The sequence below is a fragment of the Enterobacter dykesii genome, from assembly GCF_008364625.2.
In the GTDB taxonomy this organism is placed as follows: Bacteria; Pseudomonadota; Gammaproteobacteria; order Enterobacterales; family Enterobacteriaceae; genus Enterobacter; species Enterobacter dykesii.
The window spans coordinates 3480739-3497910 of record NZ_CP126604.1 but is presented as its reverse complement, the minus strand read 5'-3'; the positions used below and the strand labels follow the sequence as shown (position 1 = coordinate 3497910).

The window sequence follows — 17172 nt, the reverse complement described above, 5'->3', positions numbered from 1 at the left end:
ATCTGATTCATAGCCATTGGGGCTACGACGTCAGCATGATTTTGCGACAGCAAAATATTCACGGTGAGAATGAATAAAAATCGTCAGTCGGGCGTTAACTGACGTCACTTCCTTCTTACCCTGGAGCTTTGTATGAACACGACCTCGTTTCGTTTGATCCCGGTGCTGATTTTTTCCCTGCTGTCCCCCCTGGCGCTAGCCATGGGCAATAATAGTTCCGAGAGCAAAACGCCCGATTGTCCTTCCGGACAGGTGTATGACAGCGCCACCCAGAAATGCGTGCCGGACAAGAGCAGCAGCCTCAGCGACCAGGACAAAACCAACTATGCGTACCATCTCGCGAAGAAAGGCGAGTACCAGGCGGCGCTGAACCTGCTTGATTCGCTGAAAAATGGCAATACTCCTGAAGCGTGGAACTATCGCGGGTTCGCCACGCGCAAACTTGGCCGCACGGACGAAGGGATTGGTTACTACCAGCGCGCGCTGGCTATCGCACCGGATTATGCCAAAGCCCGGGAATATCTCGGTGAAGCGTGGATGGTAAAAGGGCGTCCTGACCTCGCGAAAGAACAGCTGAAGGTGATTGCCGGTATTTGTGGCCAGTCCTGCGAGGAGTATCGTGACCTGCAGGCCGCTATCAACGGACATCCGGAGTCCTGATTTTCTCGTGGAGGGAAAACACATCGCTACCCGTGAGGTTCGTCAACAGTTAGCCGCACACCTGCCGCGTCTCTGGCGCTATGGGCTGGTGCTGTCGCGAAACAGGGATATCGCCGAAGAGCTGGTTCAGTCCACCTGCGTGCGTGCGCTTGAAAGGAGCAGCCAGTATACGCCGGGCACGCGCATCGACAGGTGGCTGTTCGCGATACTGCACTCCATCTGGATCTCTGAACTTCGGGCACGACACGTGCGTCAGGGGCAGGGATTTGTCGCCAGCGACGAGCTTCTGGCGCCGGACACCCGTGAACAGGATGAGACGCGCCTGCATTACCTTAAGGTGATGCAGCGCGTCAACGCGCTGCCTGAAGCCCAGCGCAACGCGGTATTTTTGGTTTATGTCGAAGGCTTTACCTACCAGGAGGCGGCGGACACTCTGGCGGTGCCGATCGGTACCGTGATGAGCCGGCTGGCGACGGCACGAGCTCGGCTTGCCAGGTTCGCTGACGCACTGCCTCCGGTAAAGGAGAAACGCTCTTGAACGCGCACCGTTTTGCACCGCCCTATAACGACGACGCTATCGTGGCATGGATAGATGGCGAGATGTGCCGCGCCGACGCGCAGCAATTTGAAGAACAGTTGAAAAGTGATGAACGCCTCTCCGGGCGAACCGCCGAGCTGATGAAAAGCACCCAGGATTTCGCCGGGGCGTTTGCCCCCCTGCTGGATGAGGCGCCACTTGAGGCAATGCAGGCGCGTCTGGCGGCCCTTTCCGATCCACAATCCTCCACGCCGGCTGGCGTCAGCAGGCGGGCGCTGATTGCCGCGTCGGTCAGCTTTTTGATGGTCGGATCCGGGCTGGGCTACCTGCTGAGGCCCGCTTCCTCGCCAGCGGATGAGAACGCCCATATTCGCGACCTCGAAGCGCAATATATGTCCCTGTACAGCGTCGAGACGCTACTGGATATGGACAGCGCAACGCCGGTCCTGCAGCGCGGGCTGGAACGAGCCGCGCAGGATATCGGCATGAAGCTGAATATGTCGCAGCTTGTCCTGCAGGGGGCAGAGCTGAAAATGGTGCGAATGCTGCGCTATGAAACCACCTCGATCGCGCAGATTGCCTGGATCAACGCCGACTACGGCCCGATGGCGCTCTGTATCTCTCCTGTTGATGAAAAGGCGACGGCCTCTCTGCGCCAGGAGCAGCGGCACGGCATGAACCTGGCGTGGTGGCAGGAGGCGGGCTACCAGTTTGTCCTCATTGGCCGCAACCCGCCGTCTCATCTGCGGGGAAATGCGGAGCAGCTACAGCGGCTCATCTCAGGATGACGGCACGTCGTTCGTCTTAATCGCAATAGCGATGGCAATACGATCGTCCACGACCAGGGCAAACTTATCCATCCCGTAGGCCGCGCGCGAGATCGCCGTCGTGGCATCCAGCGTGAGGGCCTGCGCGTGCGGGTCTCTCACGACGGCCTCAAGGATCAACGGGCGGGCAATGTTTCGTACGGTCAGCGTGCCGAACACCCTGAACCGCCCGTCGCCCTGGGAAACCACACGAGAGCTGATGAACTCGATAGTCGGGTAGCGCTCGGATTCAAAAAACATGTCGTTTTTCAGCTGCCAGGTGAGCAGCTTGTTTGAGGCTACGAGAGTCGCTACGGGAATGGTGACGTGAATATGGTCGTCGACGTCATTTTCCGGGTTGAGCGTCACGGCGCCCATCACGCCCCTGAACGTCGCCCAGGAGAGTATGCCGCCGAAGGCATGCCACGACAACCGAATGGCGGTGTTATTGGTGTCGATAATGTAGCTCTTCGGGGCAGCATGCAGGGAAGGACATAACAGCAGAACGGTCAGAAAGGCCAAAAGGCGATACATCGTGGTTTCTCCGATAAGTGCGCACTGCGTAAACGCCCGAGGTGCTAATTGTATTCGAAGAAATAAAAAAGGCCGCAAGCGCGACCTTTTTGTGAGTATAAATACTTACTCAGTGACTTTCTTTTCCAGCTCGCTGGCACCTTCTTTGGTTTTGTTCCAGCCTTTCTCAGCGCCTTCTTTGGTGGCATCCCACCCTTTCTCGGTGCCTTCTTTGGTTTTATGCCAGGCTTTCTGGGAATCTTCGCTGACCTTGCTGCCCAGGCTCTCGCTCTTGCCTTCTGCAGCATGCTTCTGTTTCAGCTTCAGCTCTTCACCTTTGTTCTGCTCTTCGTGCAGTTTTTGCTTCGCCTCGTTGGCGTTTGCGTTCGCCGCCGCGACGGTATCGTCAGTTGCATGTGTGGTCGCAGCAAATACTGGGGAAGCCAGCAGAACGGCAGATAATGCGATAATTGTTTTTTTCATAATATCCTCATTTAACGTTATCGGTTATGAGCGTGATTTAGCATGGCACAGGCGAAGCGGGATGGCTTTAGGAAAAAACTGTAATGAGATCAGCGTGCCCTGATGAGGGATATTTCGCCTGAGGATTATCCAAAGGATAAAACGCCTATTTCCGCGAGGGCGGCGAGGGTCAGGAGAATAAAGATAATGACGGTTATGGGTCTGTACATGGTGGGGGGCTTCCGGGTTGGGGCGGCTAATCCGTAGCGCTGGGTGGCGTGGGTAATTTTGCGCAGGAAGGGGGAGAGGGTGTTGATGTTTGTCAAAGGGATGGGGAACGGTGGGGTGAGGTACTAAAAAGCCCGCAGGGGTTGTACCGTGCGGGCTTTCAGGATTTCATCAGGTGAATAGGGTTATTACTGATGGAGATTCTGGTTGGCTATCCGGGGCTGCATAATTCTCAGGTGCATTTATCCAGCTCACCAGAAAGCCTTTTCATTCTGTTAAATAATGACTTCAGCTTACGTTTTCCGACGCTGGTGTTGCAGAAATCGTTATGTACTTTTTCAGACCAGACTCCCGTTTAACACCTTTTGGATCGGAAACAAAAGGAAGCCGCAGGCGGGGTGAATCTGATACTTTCAGTGTCCAGATATAATCCCCAATAAACCTGAAGTCCACGCTATCGTCAGTGACCTGGAGATCCGCAAAAGTTCCTGTGGAGTACTCATTGCCCAAATGAACAATTTCTTTAAGCCCGTCATGAACGTCAATAAGGACAATTGTCAGGGATTCTTCAAAAATAATGTCATCCGTCAGAAACAGGATGTAACGCTGCTCATTAACCTGGACCGCTGCTTCCAGCACTTGCCCCGGTACAATAATGCCGGTGCTTTTACCATTGAGCACAACGTCAGATTGAGCCTGGGATACATCGGTAGCTTCACTAACCTTAACCAATGTTATTGAATTAACCTGTTGCATAATCAATTCCACAAACGTCCCATTTCCCATGCAGCAAGAGCGCCGCCGACGAAGCCGCCGATAATGGTGCCAACTGTGCCAGAAGTCGACTTCCCCCATTGAATGATAATGCCGTCTGGCAATTTCTGGTATCCATTGAAGCTTGAAGATATGCAAAGTTGACTTGGTTTGCATTCTTTCCCTACATTCCTTGTAGCGGCAACGCCTAAATCCAAATTTAGGATAATGTTGTGGAGTATGTTCTGGACGACACCAAAGGCCAGTATTAGCATTTAGTTCGTCAGCTTAAACAGGGAAAGTCTATGGATACGACCGAACAGTTAAACGGAACATACTTCTTTGAGGGAATGAGCGTCGACAAAGAGGAGCTACTTTACTGGCTTATTCTGGATGAATTTAAAAAGCAGTTTAGTGATGTGATTGATTTGATGGCAATTGCTTCCATGTTAGTCAGCTTGCCGGTAATCCCTGTCAGTGGGAAGCTGGGGGCTGGCGCTGCAACCAGGGGAACAAGCCCGCTTTCTCTTGGACTTCGTGCGCTTATTCGACAGCGTTTTAAGCAGGGTCGTAGAACCATCACATGGGCAAAACTCTTGCGTGGCGAATGGGCATACACAACCAGTATAGGAGCATACATCGGGAGATGGCTCCCTTGGGTTGGTGCCGTACTGACGGCCTATGACCTTGCCATGATCACCCATAACGTTATCCACCGTTATCAGCTTATCGTTGGGCAAGGAGAAAGGTAATGACAGACAAAGCAGCACTCGTCAGGGAACTCATTAAAAAACACTTCTGGGAAATGTCTGACGATACTTCTGTAAGCACAGGAAAACAAAGTGTACTGCCGGAAGATATGACTGATTTTCTGGAGGAATATTCAGAAAGCCTGAATGTTAATATGTCTGATTTTGTCTTTAATCGATATTTCCCTAATGAGGGGATTCGATTCCTCCCAAATGCGATATTGCCCCGCTATCTTAGAACCGATCATCACGCGCCCGAGCCTTTGACAGTAAGTATGCTTATTGAATCGGCAAATGCTGGTCGCTGGCTTTTTTAACGGTAAGTCAAAATTAGTTGCATTATTATCAGCCCTTTTGGGGCTGATAATAATGCTGGTAGTTTATTACACGTGAGTGACGGAAACAACGGACGAAGACTGTAAACGCTGCGTGAGATTGAGGTAAATAAGTGGGAAATTCATCAGGTTGCGGACTGTTATATCTGATTGTATGAGAAAGTACAGCGAATCAGCATCCGCGACCGTTTAAATGATTTTATGCAGGTGCACGGTGCGGAGCTGGCCGCCGCACTTGCCCCTGGACTGATGAATTATTCCGGGCAACATCCCGCCGTTCAGCGCTGCGCCATGCAGCACTCACTCGACTATCTGAGGGAGGCGCTACAGCTCTGGCTGGTCGCCGGTGAAAAAATTAATTATTCGGAGCAGGATAATGACATTTTAGCGGCCATCGGATTCAGGCCTGACGCGGCTTCGCGCGATGTAGATGTATAGTCGTGAAAAATTCACACCTGCACAGAACCTGAATTATACCCGCCGTCGTGCAGAACTGGCCGTGCAGTAGTCCGCTTAAAAATCCCCGAAAATCCCGCCATTTTTACGTATAAAAGCCATGCATGCATAGGCGCATAGTTTTGAATGCGTTTTAACGACACCGAATTCCCCGCCAGCGCCAGCACTGGCGCGCTCTGAGGCCGGTCATGCACCTGCATTAAAAGCGCCCCCTTAAGCGGGCAGGCGGGGCGGGGAGAGCATTGCGCTCAAAGGTAATAACATTCGATATACTGCAACTTCGATTGAGACCACAAATCTTGAGGCAACCGATACATACTCATTTGTTAGTGGGTTAGTATGTGCTTTAACCGTAAATCTATTAATTTTGGTAATAAACATGGCAAGAAATGACACGGTTTTACTTGATGGAATCATTGAAGATCGTATGCAGGAAAACAACCCGTCATCAAATAAGGGCGAGGTTTTTGAATATTTAGTATTAGAACAGGTGTTAAAAGAATATGATTTTTCTTTTGAAGAGATTGAGAGCGGATGGGTAGATGGTGGACATGATGGCGGGATTGATGGGCTATATATCATAATTAATGGGCATTTATTACAGGATGTGAATGACTTTGTGTGGCCAAAGAAAGGTACTGACTTGGCAATCTATATAGTGACATGTAAACATCATGACACATATAAACAAGCAGTCTTGAAAGTTTAATTTCTACTGTCAATGAATTATTTGATTTTAGAGTGCCTACATCAGAATTAAATGGCCAGTACAACGATGAAGTTAAAAAGAAAAGAGATGATTTAATATTTTCTTATAAAAAAGTCTCTGCTAGAATGAATAGTTTTAATATTCACTTTATTTATGGCTCTAGAGGTGAATCAACAGAGGTTGGTGAATCTATTTATAGTCGGGCTGAGCAGATAAAGAAAATCACAGAAGAATCATTCGGCCACTGTGATGTTGATTTTTCATTTTTAGGTGCAAGAGAAATTATCAGTCTTTATAGGCAGACTCCTAACTTTTCTTTGGAGTTGCCATATTTGGATTCATTATCTAGAGGCGAACGTTACATTTTAATTGTTAAGCTTAGTGACTATTATAAGTTTTTAACTAATGAAACAGATCATACTTTGCGTAGATATTTGTTTGAATCAAATGTAAGAGATTTTATGGGCTTGAATGCCGTTAATGAAGATATTAAATTAACACTTTCAGACCAGGGTTCACCTGATTTCTGGCTGTTAAATAATGGGGTTACAATATTATCTACATCTGCTCAAATGATAGGGCAATCCATTTACATGGAGGATATACAAATTGTAAATGGTCTACAGACATCTGAGTCGATATTTAGGCATTTTGACAATGGAGGTTCTGACCAGCATGAACGTGCGGTAATGGTTAAAGTTATTGTTTCGAATGATGAAAGTGTGCGTGATCAGATTATTCGGGCAACTAATAACCAAACTGCAGTAGAGCAATATTCACTTCATGCTACAGAACGAATTCAAAAAGATGTAGAAGAAATTCTTTTACGAAACGGATTCTTTTATGATAGAAGGAGGAATTTTTATAAAAATCAAGGTGTTACACGAGATGCTATTGTAACACCTCTATACATAGCCTCGGGTTTAACAACTCTGGTTTTGAAAATGCCATACAATGCGAGCAGAATGAAAACCAGAGTTTTAAGGAACGAAGGCGCGTATAATACAATTTTCTCAGAGCGTCTTGATATAAACATTTGGCCTAAGATAGCCTTGATTCTTAAAAAAACAGATGAATACTTATATTCTATAAGAGGCCATTCAGGAGGTGAAGGGTTCCTGAAAAAATGGCGTCAAATATTGGCATTCTGTTCAGTTTCTTTGTATTTCTTGAAATTCGACTTTACGCTTAAAGAACTCTTATCGATTGATATAGATAAACTTTTCAACAAAAACATTCCTGATGCTTGGCAGCAAATCGCGAAATTATCTGATGATTTTGTCGTCGTTAACAGTAAAAAATTAAGTAGAAATAACGTCCTGTATTTAATGCTTTATATGCAGACGGTATTTAATTTGGATAACATAGAGTGTGTTGAAAAATACAGTAGTGTTTATGATTCTATAACTGGACTATCACGTCCATATAGAAATACTAAAGTTACCGAAGAGTTTGTAGAGACTGTGTTTTCTCGACTGCCACCACAACCATGGCAGATTGGTATGCATCGCGATATTATAAGAGCTTTGGATTGTAGCACTGCACAGTACACAATTGCTGTGGAATTATTAATTCAGGCAGGGAGAGTTTATAGACAAAAAGACGGCGTTTTATATGATTTAACAGGGAAAATTGTTGGGTTTGATGAAAGTCGTGCAAATCAAAAGGTTTGACTTATTTATGTGGCCGTTTTTTACGGCCACTGTTTTTTAGCTTCGGACTTTATTGCCCCACCAGTTCATTAGTTCTTTACGTTTATCTAAATAAATAGATCTATTATAAGCTCGCCTAAGTTCATTTTTATCACAATGAGCTAGAGCTGCCTCAATAACATCAGAATTAAAAGCTTGTTCGTTCATCGCAGTACTCGCTATTGAGCGCAAACCATGTGCTACTAGTTTACCCCCATATCCGATTCTTTTTAACGCAGCATTAGCAGTCTGGCTATTCATCGATTGCTTTGGATCATTCCTGCTAGGAAAAATATGTTCTCGATGAGCACTGATTGGCGTCATTACTGCAAGTATCTCTAATGCCTGAGGAGATAGAGGAACAATGTGTTCACGCTTGGCCTTCATTCGTTCGGCTGGAATCGTCCAGAGTTTTGCATCGAGATCGATCTCCTCCCACCGAGCGCCGGAGGCCTCCGAAGGACGCACGAGGGTTAGGAGTTGCCATTCAATAAGACAGCGAGTCGGAACAGACAGATTCGACATGACTAAAGCACGCATCAGCTTCGGCAATTCTTCAGGCCGTAGCGTCGGCATGTTTTGCTTTTTAGGCTTAGCAAAAGCCATACCGATGCCTGATGCCGGGTTAGCATCTATCAAACCGATGTTAACTGCGTAAATCATTATCTCGTTGATACGCTGTACCAGCCTACGAACAGTCTCCAAAGCCCCACGTGCTTTAATTGGCTCGAGGGCTTCAACAAGTATTCGGGCTTTGATTTGCTGAACGGGGACCTCTCCGATGGCAGGAAATACATCTTTTTCCAGTGAACGCCAAATGTCTTTTGCGTAATCCGGGGTAACGCTTTTGCTTTTGAGCTGGAACCAGTTAGCGGCGACCGTTGAAAAAATACTGTCCAGAGCGATTTGCTGCTGTTCCTCTGCAACTTCGGCCTGAATTTGTGGGTCAATTCCGTTGGCTAACAAGGCAAGGTAATCCGCTTTTAACCCTCGGGCGTCGGCAAGTGAAAGGGCGGGGAAAGCACCCAGCCCCATTATTGTCCGCTGTTTTGTCGCCGGACGTTGATAACGGAAACGCCAGAGCTTTTTCCCGTTGGTTTTCACTATCAGAAAAAGCCCATCGCCATCATGCAGCGTTAAATCCTTCTCTAACGCTTTAGCGCGTAGGACTTCGGTGGTGGTCAGGGGGCGTGTTGTCCGTGCCACTGTGGCCGCGTCTTCTTGAATCGGTATACGCTTTTAGGTATACGGCAGGATGTATACCTAAAAGCGTATAACAATACTCACCGGATTTAGCCGATGTTCTGGAGCGATAAAAGGCACAAAAAAGCCCGCAGGGCTTGCGCCGTGCGGGCTTTCAGGACTTCATCGGATGACTCTGGTAATCACCGATGGAGAATTTTGGTGGGCTGGCGGAGTCTGAATTGGTCCGCTAACCACCTGAATTAAAATGCTAATTATTCAATTCAATTATTCTTTAGTGCCTAAGAAGGTGCCTAAAACTAATTTTCATTTTATCGGTCCGCTTGGCCTTATCTTACAAGGCTACTTAGGAGAAGGCGAGAGCTGGTTTCGACAATCACCTCGCCGGGTTCCTCCGCGATACGCAGCGTAAGCCCTTGAGCATTATCGGCAGCTATCAGCTCAGCGAGCTCGATACCGTCAACTTCGACCGCGCTTTTCCCCATGTTCAGCGCCAGCACATTGATGCTGTCAGCGTTAAGGTTCAGACCGATTTTCACTGTGTTTTGTCCTTCCGATAACCGCTTTTAGTGGCGAGGGTACAAATGATGCCGCTTCCGCAGAATCAAATACTTCTCCGACCGCATTACCAAAGCCCTCACGAGCCTGCTTTTTTACCGGTTCACTGCATAACCTCCCATGCAGTTGCGCCGCCAATGGGCTGGTGGCACGATCCGGCAGGCAACGCATCATCGTTTCTACCATTGATGGCAGATTCCATTCTGTTCTCGCTGAGACAGCGCACACCGGATGGTATGGTGAAAATAGCTGGCGAATGGACTCCAGCTTGGCCTCTATATTAACCGACTGGTTCGGTGATGGTGCATTGCCGGTGACATACCACTCATGGCAGGGCTCTATTTTGTCAGCCTGATTAACGATAAAAAGTGTCCGCTGCTGGTGGTCAGTCATCACTCGCTTGTAGAAGCGTTCATCGACGGAGAAAGCACGATCATCGGATTTGATTACCCACAGGATTAAATCCAGCCTAGGGAGGATTCGTCGATATAAAGATTCATATTCTTTATCCCGTTGCTCACTCTCACCGACACCGGGCAGATCTAACAGTAACAGGCTCTGTTCACCTCTACTCAGTCGGAATCGCAGTATGTCACGGGTGCAGGCGTCAACATCACTGACGGGCGTAACTTCACCCTGGAAAAGCGCATTACAGAGCGATGATTTTCCCGCACCTGTTTTGCCCATGATCCCGATGACTGGTTCGTAGTGAGTGAGTTTCTGAATATGGTCAAGAATATGTTTGCCAATGGCATAGGGAAGCGATGCCAGCGGCTTTTCGATGGCTTGCAGACCTTCTGATTTTTTCATTAAACAACCTCAGACAGAAAAACAAAACCCCCGAGCCAGGAAGGCTTAGGGGTGATTCACAGAGATAATATCTGTCTGAAATTATTTTGAGCATTAGTCAAAACTAGTGGCTTTGGTTGTAACGATTTTAGGGTGTCGGGTTGAAAGGCTGCTCTGAGCCAAAAGCAGTAATTGCATGGAGCTATATCAGAGTCGCTTTTATGGGCTGTTAAATGATTATTGCAAGTCAATTATTTAGTTTACTGAACAGGACCATGGTTCGTAGCTACTTCCTTTTAATGATTTTTGGATATTCAGCTTGCTGATGGGCAGTAAAATTTGACTATTTAAGACTGACGCCGGTGAGCACATGCACCAATCCTCGCCAGTCTTCAATCTCGGATCGTTCCTGACCGTTATCTGCTTTTCAAAACCGCAGTTAGTGGTCAATTCACAAGGCTTGGTGGCTTCACTTGGAAGCCACAATACCCGTCCAGTCTTTTATTCAATGCCTAGGATGAAGTGTCACTTGGTGAGAGAAGTTGATCCACATGCTTAGCTAAATTTTGGATGAAGGTGTCGTACTTTTCTGGATGCAGATACTCCTCCACGATTTGGGCAAAACGCTCACCTGATGCCGTAAGTGACCCTTTTTTGAGGACCGCTCGCTCAACTTCAAATAACCATTTCTCATCGTTTGGATTTCGACTTGGCTCCGGGAGACCGGGAAATCTCTCTGCATCAGCATAAATCTTGTCTAAATCAAGAATCGCGATGAAAGACGGTTCGAGGTACATGACTTGAGTAGTACTGCTTAGTTCGATCCGATTCGCCAAACGCTTTGAATGTGAGTCGCCGTCTAGGACGAATACCGCGTATTTACGTGAATCGCGAAGAAGTTCGAAAAGGCGTACAGATTGAGCAAGCCCGCCCAACGCTACGGCACTCACATCTGAAACTCCTAAACGTTCGACGAGACCAAAACTTCCACGCATTACGTCTACGAAGCGTTCGTCGGATTTTCCTTCAACAAAAAGAGTGAGGTCCATTGCCTTTTTCTTAGGCGGATGCTCCGCTACATGAGACTCTAGCGCCGATTCTGCCTCACGTTCAGCCTTAGCTTCCTTTAGAACCTTTGCTGTACCTTGGACTCGGCCAGCGCGCGCGAAAAGCGGCATCCAACCATTGCCTCTAGCCCAAATAACAGGCAAAGAAGTATTTGGTGTGTTGTGATCAAACACCAGCATGCCGCCAATATTGCCGTAGCCTAAGTCAGAGTGCGCAGCAATTCGACAGTAGCGCTTGATGCGATCCAAAGTTCTGGTACGTTCAGACATGGGAAGTCCCGTGTAAAACGCGCTATCAAGATCGGTGACAGTGTCTTTTACTGAATATTCAAGGGCTGAAATGACTGAAGCCCCCGTTTCCTCGACCACTCTAGAAATCCCTTCTACATAACCGGCGACCGTTAGCACGTAGACGTTTCGTGACCGGGATAGACTATGTATTTCCTCGATTACATGCGCAATGTCAGTTGCTACCGACTGTCCAGTGCCAATGACATCATCCAATAAAACGATGTTATCAATTTTACTGAAATCAATGTCATCTTCTTCATCCTGTGTGAAGAAATCAGCCTCAGAAATCTGAGATGCTAATCTGTAGTGGTATGCCATTACGGCACCACTTTTTGATGCTTGGCCGACGCCTGCATAAAGCGTGTTCGTTTTTTTGATCGGAGTGCCTTTTTCGATAGCAGCCCGTTCTAACTTTGCCTGAGCAACCTGAAATGCGGCTCGGACATCTCGTTGCGCCAACACATCAATGTTTTCGAGAATGCGGATGGCCAAGCCATAATCATCTCGGTCAAATTGCAGTACCCAGCGAATGACGTGGTCGATGGCGATGGGCACAGGCCAACCACTCACCGCACGCTCGACTCGTGCGATCTCAGTGGCTATGGAAGACGGCAACGAATTGATCATTCCTTGACTCCAAAATTGAATTCTGCGAGGACTATACCATGCAGGGTTGTGAAAAAATTCCAGCACAGCTACCACAGTTAGCTTACATCACAGTTGATCAGAAACAATCATTTAACCGTGAAATGAATAATGCACTGTGGATAATATTGGTATATTTAACGAGCAAAAGACTGACAACGTGTTCCCCGCATATGTCTCCAGTTTGGGTGTGGTAAAATCAATTATAAACATGGGGTTAGGTGTCGGTATTTAGATCCTTGCTTGTTGAGAGTGTAAAATATTTCGGCGCGGCATCTCCTCTTCGTGGCTGTCTTTTGAGATCACGCTGCAGGTGAGAAAATAATAATTAAGGAGCAGGTCCTTGGTCAGAATTTGCAAAGTCGAGATCCAGAATTTCCGAACTATCCGCTTACTGAACTGGCAACCTTCACCAGGCCTCAACTGCCTGATTGGCCCTGGAGACAGCGGCAAGAGCACTATTATCGATGCGATTGACTTTTGCCTTGGTGCCCGCCGCAATATCAGTTTCGCCGATACTGATTTTTATGGGCTGGATGTCACCCAACCCATCAGCATCACAGTGACGCTTGGCTCGTTGCCCGATGCACTGATGCGCTTAGATTCGTACGGAAATTATTTACAGGCCTTCAACCGCGCAAACGGGTTGGTCACCGAAGAACCTGAACAAGGGCTGGAAACGGTTCTTTGCTTACGTTTGACAGTGGATAGCGAGTTGGAGCCTGTCTGGTCGTTGGTATCACAGCGCGCTCAGGCACAAGGGTTGGAGCGCAATATTGCCTGGAAAGATCGGTTGCTGTTAGCCCCAGCCCGGCTCGGGGCTTATGCTAGTTCCAACCTGTCATGGACACGCGGTTCGGTGCTCAATCGCCTGACAGCAGAGCGGCCAAATCTTGGTGCTGAATTGGCCAATGCGGCACGCCAGGCCCGGAATGGTTTCGGAGATCAGGCTGGTGTACAGCTGGCAGCAACACTGCAAATTGTGACCCAGAAAGCCAATGAACTTGGCGTTCCTTTAGGTGGTGGAACCCAGGCATTGCTGGACGCGCACGCCGTATCGATCGGAGACGGAGCCATTGCGCTACACGATGCTACAGGGGTGCCCTTGCGCTCACTGGGAACAGGCTCATCCCGTCTACTGGTCGCAGGTATGCAGCGTGTGGCAGCGCAGCAGGCGTCTATCGTTCTGGTCGATGAAGTTGAGTATGGGTTGGAGCCGCATCGCCTTACCCGATTGTTGAATTCCCTTGGTGCGAAGGAAAATCCTCCTCCCCTTCAGGTATTCCTGTCCACCCACTCCCCGGTTGCTGTCCGCGAACTTAACGGCAATCAGCTCTTCGTGGTACGCAAGTCTCCGGATGGCGCACATCGAGTTCTCCAGGTAGGTGTCGCTGATGATATTCAAAGCACCGTTAGGGCTGATCCAGAAGCTTTTCTCGCTCGTAGCGTCATAGTCTGCGAGGGTGCCAGTGAAGTCGGCCTAATCCGTGGCCTGGACCATTTCTGGACGAATATAAACGGACAATCAATGCTGGCCGCAGGAACTGCATATGTGAATGTAGGCGGCGGGGAGCCGGACCGGTGTTTTGTTCGTGGGCTCGCATTGCGTCGGCTTGGCTACCGGGTACTGGTCATGGTTGATGCGGATAAGCCGCCCACTGCGGCGACAGTACAGGCATACATGGATGCAGGTGGAGAGTACATCACCTGGCGAAACGGACGTGCTCTGGAGGACGAGCTGTTTCTGAGCCTGCCGGATATCGGCGTCGATGCCCTACTTCAACGGGCAATCGATCTTATGGACGAAGAGCTGGTGGCTGCGCATATTCAGGCACAGTCGAACGGTCAACTGACACTCGCCCACATTCGGCAACAGCGAGAATTGATCGGCATTCCGTATCCTATTGAGACGCGGCAGTTGCTGGGGATGGCCGCACGTAATCGTCGAAACGGCTGGTTTAAATCAGTCACCAAATATGAAGATATAGCACGCGATATTCTGGGGCCGCACATGCCAGCGACAGACGCTGTGTTTTACGCACTTATTGATCGGCTTTACAGGTGGGCTCATGCCGTCTGAGTACGATTTATTTGCTTTTCGCCGCGGCGCGATCACTGCCCCTGCGGGGTGTGGCAAGACACAACTTATCGCCGATGCGCTGACCCGGCATACCGGAACAACGCCAGTACTCATCCTAACCCATACCAACGCGGGTGTCACAACGCTGCGTCTGCGCATGCAAAAAGCCGGAGTTGCTGCTTCGGCTTACCACATTGCCACAATTGATGGTTTTTCCATGCGGCTAGTGGCTATGTTTCCGCAACGAAGTGCTGTTGCCTCTGCAGTCCTCCTGCTCCAGAATCCCGGAGCCGACTACCCAGCAATACGCATGGCTGCTAGGCATTTACTCCAAAGTGGGCACCTCAATGAGGTCCTCGCAGCAAGCTATGCCCATCTGATTGTCGATGAGTACCAGGACTGCAATTTAGTGCAACACGATCTGGTTACAGCACTTTCCGTGGTACTTCCCACATGTGTTCTTGGCGACCCGATGCAGGCTATCTTCGGCTTTCGCGGTAATCAGCTGGTGGACTGGAATACCCACGTGCTTCCGCATTTTCCTGCTATCGGCGAGCTTAACCAGCCCTGGCGCTGGACTAACGCAGGCAAGCCCGAATTTGGCCAATGGCTTCTGGAGTGTCGGCGAATACTCCTGGCAGGAGGTGGCATTGATTTACGCCAAACCCCGCCGGAAGTTGTCTGGGTCGAGTTGCAACCGGCTACTGCCATTCAGCAGCGGCTCACCGCTGCGTTAACACAGGCTGTTACGCGGGAAGGAGACGTTCTGGTGATAGGCGATAGTCGTAACCCTCGTGGCCGCCGGCAAATGGCCAGTCAGACACCGGGAGCTACTGCAGTAGAGCCTGTCGACCTCGCCGACCTCACGTTGTTTGGAACGACATTCAACCTGCAGTCTGCCGACGCACTGATTTGTTTAGTGGAGTTTGCCGCGGAGGTTATGACGCAGGTCGGAGTAGCTGTCTTGCAACGCCGACTGGAGAGCTTACGCAGGGGGACTGCACACAATCCAGCGACTGAGGCAGAAGCCGCACTGCTCGCGTTCACTAATGCCCCAAGTTTTCCCTTGGCCATCGAGGCACTACGCGCATTGACCAGGCAAAACAATGCCCGAGTCTATCGTCCGGATGTGTTGTATTGCTGTCTGCGCGCGATGCAAACAGCTGCGGAGGGGAGTTGCAGCTTTGCCGAGGCCACGGTGCGCGAGCGCGAAAGAAACCGACACGAGAGTCGCCCCCTTGCGCAACGTGCCATTGGTAGTACTCTGTTGCTGAAGGGACTAGAGGCGGAAGTGGCCGTTATAACCGCCCCTGAGGAGATGGATGCCCGACATCTCTACGTAGCCTTCACTCGCGGATCGAAGAAGCTGGTTGTCTGCTCGTTTACTCCCGTGTTGATGCCCCGCTAGTGTCGACGTAAAGCCCCCTTACTACGTCGACGGAGTGCTGACCCTCTCTAAGGAACTGAACTTGTTAAACAAAAAAGTACTTTCTCAGATACAGGATGTGGCTGGTAGCGGCAATATGTCTCCCGCAGAGATTGCTGAGTGGTTAGATACTCATTCTGAAGACATAGAGCATTTGGTTGCGTTGAAAATGTTCGAGTATTTGGATGAGGCTAAAGGGGAGGTATTAAAGGACCATTACGAAGATTTAGATGCATTTAGAGGAAGACTATTTACAACATGGGAGTTCCCTTTAAAGCGGCTGGATGCATTAATTTATGGCTGTACTGAAATCGGTAATGAGGTAAACAGTGAGTATCGCACCGGTTCTGGAGAAAGGTCCGCAAAACTGAACATAACCACCCGACTGCACGCACGTGCTGTCCAGGTTTCCTGCGAGATATCTCATCTTCTAAAGGGTGGCTTTGCAGACGGTGCAATGGCCCGTTGGAGAACGCTCCATGAAACCACGGCCATATTGATATTTATCGCAGAAGGCGACGAAGACCTGGCGAAAAGATTCACGGATTTTCAGAGCATACAGAGGCGAAAAGCTGCTAATCGCTATAATAAATATAGTGAAGAGTTGGGTTTTAGTTCTTTCTCCCCACAAGATTTAAGTCGGTTTGATCTCGAGAGAAATGACATCGTTGGTAAGTATGAAGCGGGTTTCGGCAATGAATTAGGTTGGGCCGCAAAAGCTTTAGGAAAAGAACCCAGTGCCAGAACTAAGGTTCGCTTTAGTGATATTGAGGAATTTGTCGAGCTGGACTTTTTACGGCCGCACTACGGCTTTTCCAACCAATATATTCATGCAGGAATTGACAGCATTGGTTTCAAGCTCGGTACATCGCTTTCAAATAAAGATCTCTTGCTATGCGGACCATCTAATGAAGGGCTGTTAGAGCCGATTCAGTGCACCAGCTTGTCTTTAATACAGGCCACTCAGGCGATAATTTCAGTTTCACCTGACGATCAACGTCTGCTATATAGCTCCGTGCTCTGGTTGTGGCATGAGAAGTTGAAAGAAGAAGTTGTCGCCGCATCCGATGCCCTGATGAAGAAAGGTAAAGCTGATAGTTTTGAATAAAATCAGGGAAACGAAGATGACGCGGGTTGTATTTTAATCTTATTCACATGATGTCAACCCAAACGAACGATGTCCGAAAGCTGAACATTTGGAGAATGGATGGAA

The 17172-nt window shown here is 48.9% G+C and carries 18 protein-coding genes and 1 pseudogene; 11 read left to right on the top strand and 8 right to left on the bottom strand.

Features of this window, described 5'->3' with window-relative positions:
* Window positions 1–132 precede the first annotated feature (132 nt).
* Genes F0320_RS16615 through F0320_RS16605 form a run of 3 tightly spaced genes read left to right on the top strand, consistent with a single transcriptional unit; the run spans window position 133 to window position 1986 of the window.
* Entirely contained in the window at window positions 133–660 is a 528-nt protein-coding gene (locus F0320_RS16615) for a tetratricopeptide repeat protein (protein ID WP_126329508.1), read from the top strand.
* A 7-nt stretch (window positions 661–667) separates the two neighbouring features.
* Entirely contained in the window at window positions 668–1198 is a 531-nt protein-coding gene (locus tag F0320_RS16610) for a sigma-70 family RNA polymerase sigma factor (protein WP_126329506.1), read from the top strand.
* Window positions 1195–1986: an anti-sigma factor family protein gene (locus tag F0320_RS16605; RefSeq protein WP_047650337.1), complete on the top strand. Its 792-nt coding sequence runs from the start codon at window positions 1195–1197 to the stop codon at window positions 1984–1986. The genes F0320_RS16610 and F0320_RS16605 overlap by 4 nt, the downstream gene beginning before the upstream one ends.
* Here F0320_RS16605 and F0320_RS16600 read toward each other — a convergent pair.
* The 4 genes from F0320_RS16600 to F0320_RS16585 form a co-directional block, all read right to left on the bottom strand.
* Window positions 1978–2538 (bottom strand): YceI family protein, encoded by a 561-nt coding sequence (locus F0320_RS16600; RefSeq protein WP_126329504.1) that lies wholly within the window; start codon window positions 2536–2538, stop codon window positions 1978–1980. The genes F0320_RS16605 and F0320_RS16600 overlap by 9 nt on opposite strands.
* Before the next feature lie 105 nt (window positions 2539–2643).
* Entirely contained in the window at window positions 2644–3000 is a 357-nt protein-coding gene (locus F0320_RS16595; protein ID WP_023333137.1) for a hypothetical protein, read from the bottom strand.
* A 495-nt stretch (window positions 3001–3495) separates the two neighbouring features.
* Complete coding sequence (locus tag F0320_RS16590) at window positions 3496–3963, bottom strand: hypothetical protein (RefSeq protein ID WP_126329502.1); 468 nt, start codon at window positions 3961–3963, stop codon at window positions 3496–3498.
* Between the two features lie 2 nt (window positions 3964–3965).
* Complete coding sequence (locus tag F0320_RS16585; RefSeq protein WP_045357491.1) at window positions 3966–4235, bottom strand: hypothetical protein; 270 nt, start codon at window positions 4233–4235, stop codon at window positions 3966–3968.
* Window positions 4236–4265: 30 nt separating this feature from the next.
* Between F0320_RS16585 and F0320_RS16580 the strand changes: the two genes are divergently transcribed.
* The 5 genes and pseudogenes from F0320_RS16580 (at window position 4266) to F0320_RS16560 (ending at window position 7882) form a co-directional block, all read left to right on the top strand.
* Window positions 4266–4712: an STM2901 family protein gene (locus F0320_RS16580; protein ID WP_045357489.1), complete on the top strand. Its 447-nt coding sequence runs from the start codon at window positions 4266–4268 to the stop codon at window positions 4710–4712.
* Entirely contained in the window at window positions 4712–5026 is a 315-nt protein-coding gene (locus F0320_RS16575; protein WP_045357486.1) for a DUF1493 family protein, read from the top strand. The genes F0320_RS16580 and F0320_RS16575 overlap by 1 nt, the downstream gene beginning before the upstream one ends.
* 117 nt (window positions 5027–5143) lie before the next feature.
* Window positions 5144–5552 (top strand): annotated as a pseudogene (locus F0320_RS16570) (phage polarity suppression protein); the annotation flags it as partial.
* Between the two features lie 327 nt (window positions 5553–5879).
* Entirely contained in the window at window positions 5880–6209 is a 330-nt protein-coding gene (locus F0320_RS16565; protein WP_149323910.1) for a hypothetical protein, read from the top strand.
* A 32-nt stretch (window positions 6210–6241) separates the two neighbouring features.
* On the top strand, window positions 6242–7882 hold the full coding sequence (locus tag F0320_RS16560) for an AIPR family protein (protein WP_149323911.1): 1641 nt from the start codon (window positions 6242–6244) through the stop codon (window positions 7880–7882).
* A 36-nt stretch (window positions 7883–7918) separates the two neighbouring features.
* On the opposite strand, the gene F0320_RS16555 is transcribed toward F0320_RS16560, so the two are convergent.
* The 4 genes from F0320_RS16555 to F0320_RS16540 form a co-directional block, all read right to left on the bottom strand.
* Entirely contained in the window at window positions 7919–9106 is a 1188-nt protein-coding gene (locus F0320_RS16555) for an integrase domain-containing protein (RefSeq protein WP_126329500.1), read from the bottom strand.
* Window positions 9107–9432: 326 nt separating this feature from the next.
* Window positions 9433–9642, bottom strand: coding sequence for a DUF5983 family protein (locus tag F0320_RS16550; protein ID WP_064323816.1), 210 nt, complete (start codon window positions 9640–9642; stop codon window positions 9433–9435).
* A complete protein-coding gene (locus F0320_RS16545; RefSeq protein WP_149323912.1) occupies window positions 9620–10471 on the bottom strand; it encodes a GTPase family protein in 852 nt (283 codons plus the stop codon). The genes F0320_RS16550 and F0320_RS16545 overlap by 23 nt, the downstream gene beginning before the upstream one ends.
* A gap of 491 nt (window positions 10472–10962) precedes the next feature.
* Window positions 10963–12435, bottom strand: coding sequence for a phosphoribosyltransferase-like protein (locus tag F0320_RS16540; RefSeq protein WP_126329485.1), 1473 nt, complete (start codon window positions 12433–12435; stop codon window positions 10963–10965).
* A 361-nt stretch (window positions 12436–12796) separates the two neighbouring features.
* Here F0320_RS16540 and F0320_RS16535 point away from each other — a divergent pair, with 361 nt between their 5' ends.
* The 3 genes from F0320_RS16535 to F0320_RS16525 all read left to right on the top strand — a co-directional run bounded on the left by F0320_RS16535 (window position 12797) and on the right by F0320_RS16525 (window position 17067).
* Entirely contained in the window at window positions 12797–14533 is a 1737-nt protein-coding gene (locus tag F0320_RS16535; protein ID WP_126329483.1) for an ATP-dependent nuclease, read from the top strand.
* On the top strand, window positions 14523–15941 hold the full coding sequence (locus tag F0320_RS16530; RefSeq protein ID WP_126329481.1) for a UvrD-helicase domain-containing protein: 1419 nt from the start codon (window positions 14523–14525) through the stop codon (window positions 15939–15941). Before F0320_RS16535 ends, F0320_RS16530 begins: the two co-directional genes overlap by 11 nt.
* Before the next feature lie 61 nt (window positions 15942–16002).
* Window positions 16003–17067: a DUF5677 domain-containing protein gene (locus F0320_RS16525; RefSeq protein WP_126329479.1), complete on the top strand. Its 1065-nt coding sequence runs from the start codon at window positions 16003–16005 to the stop codon at window positions 17065–17067.
* Window positions 17068–17172 lie beyond the last annotated feature (105 nt).

Bases quoted from the DNA above. Each gene is read 5' to 3' on its own strand.
- F0320_RS16615 (WP_126329508.1), top strand. From the start codon at position 133: ATGAACACGACCTCGTTTCGTTTGATCCCGGTGCTGATTTTTTCCCTG.
- F0320_RS16600 (WP_126329504.1), bottom strand. From the start codon at position 2,538: ATGTATCGCCTTTTGGCCTTTCTGACCGTTCTGCTGTTATGTCCTTCC.
- F0320_RS16595 (WP_023333137.1), bottom strand. From the start codon at position 3,000: ATGAAAAAAACAATTATCGCATTATCTGCCGTTCTGCTGGCTTCCCCA.
- F0320_RS16590 (WP_126329502.1), bottom strand. From the start codon at position 3,963: ATGCAACAGGTTAATTCAATAACATTGGTTAAGGTTAGTGAAGCTACC.
- F0320_RS16585 (WP_045357491.1), bottom strand. From the start codon at position 4,235: ATGCTAATACTGGCCTTTGGTGTCGTCCAGAACATACTCCACAACATT.
- F0320_RS16580 (WP_045357489.1), top strand. From the start codon at position 4,266: ATGGATACGACCGAACAGTTAAACGGAACATACTTCTTTGAGGGAATG.
- F0320_RS16575 (WP_045357486.1), top strand. From the start codon at position 4,712: ATGACAGACAAAGCAGCACTCGTCAGGGAACTCATTAAAAAACACTTC.
- F0320_RS16565 (WP_149323910.1), top strand. From the start codon at position 5,880: ATGGCAAGAAATGACACGGTTTTACTTGATGGAATCATTGAAGATCGT.
- F0320_RS16545 (WP_149323912.1), bottom strand. From the start codon at position 10,471: ATGAAAAAATCAGAAGGTCTGCAAGCCATCGAAAAGCCGCTGGCATCG.
- F0320_RS16540 (WP_126329485.1), bottom strand. From the start codon at position 12,435: ATGATCAATTCGTTGCCGTCTTCCATAGCCACTGAGATCGCACGAGTC.
- F0320_RS16530 (WP_126329481.1), top strand. From the start codon at position 14,523: ATGCCGTCTGAGTACGATTTATTTGCTTTTCGCCGCGGCGCGATCACT.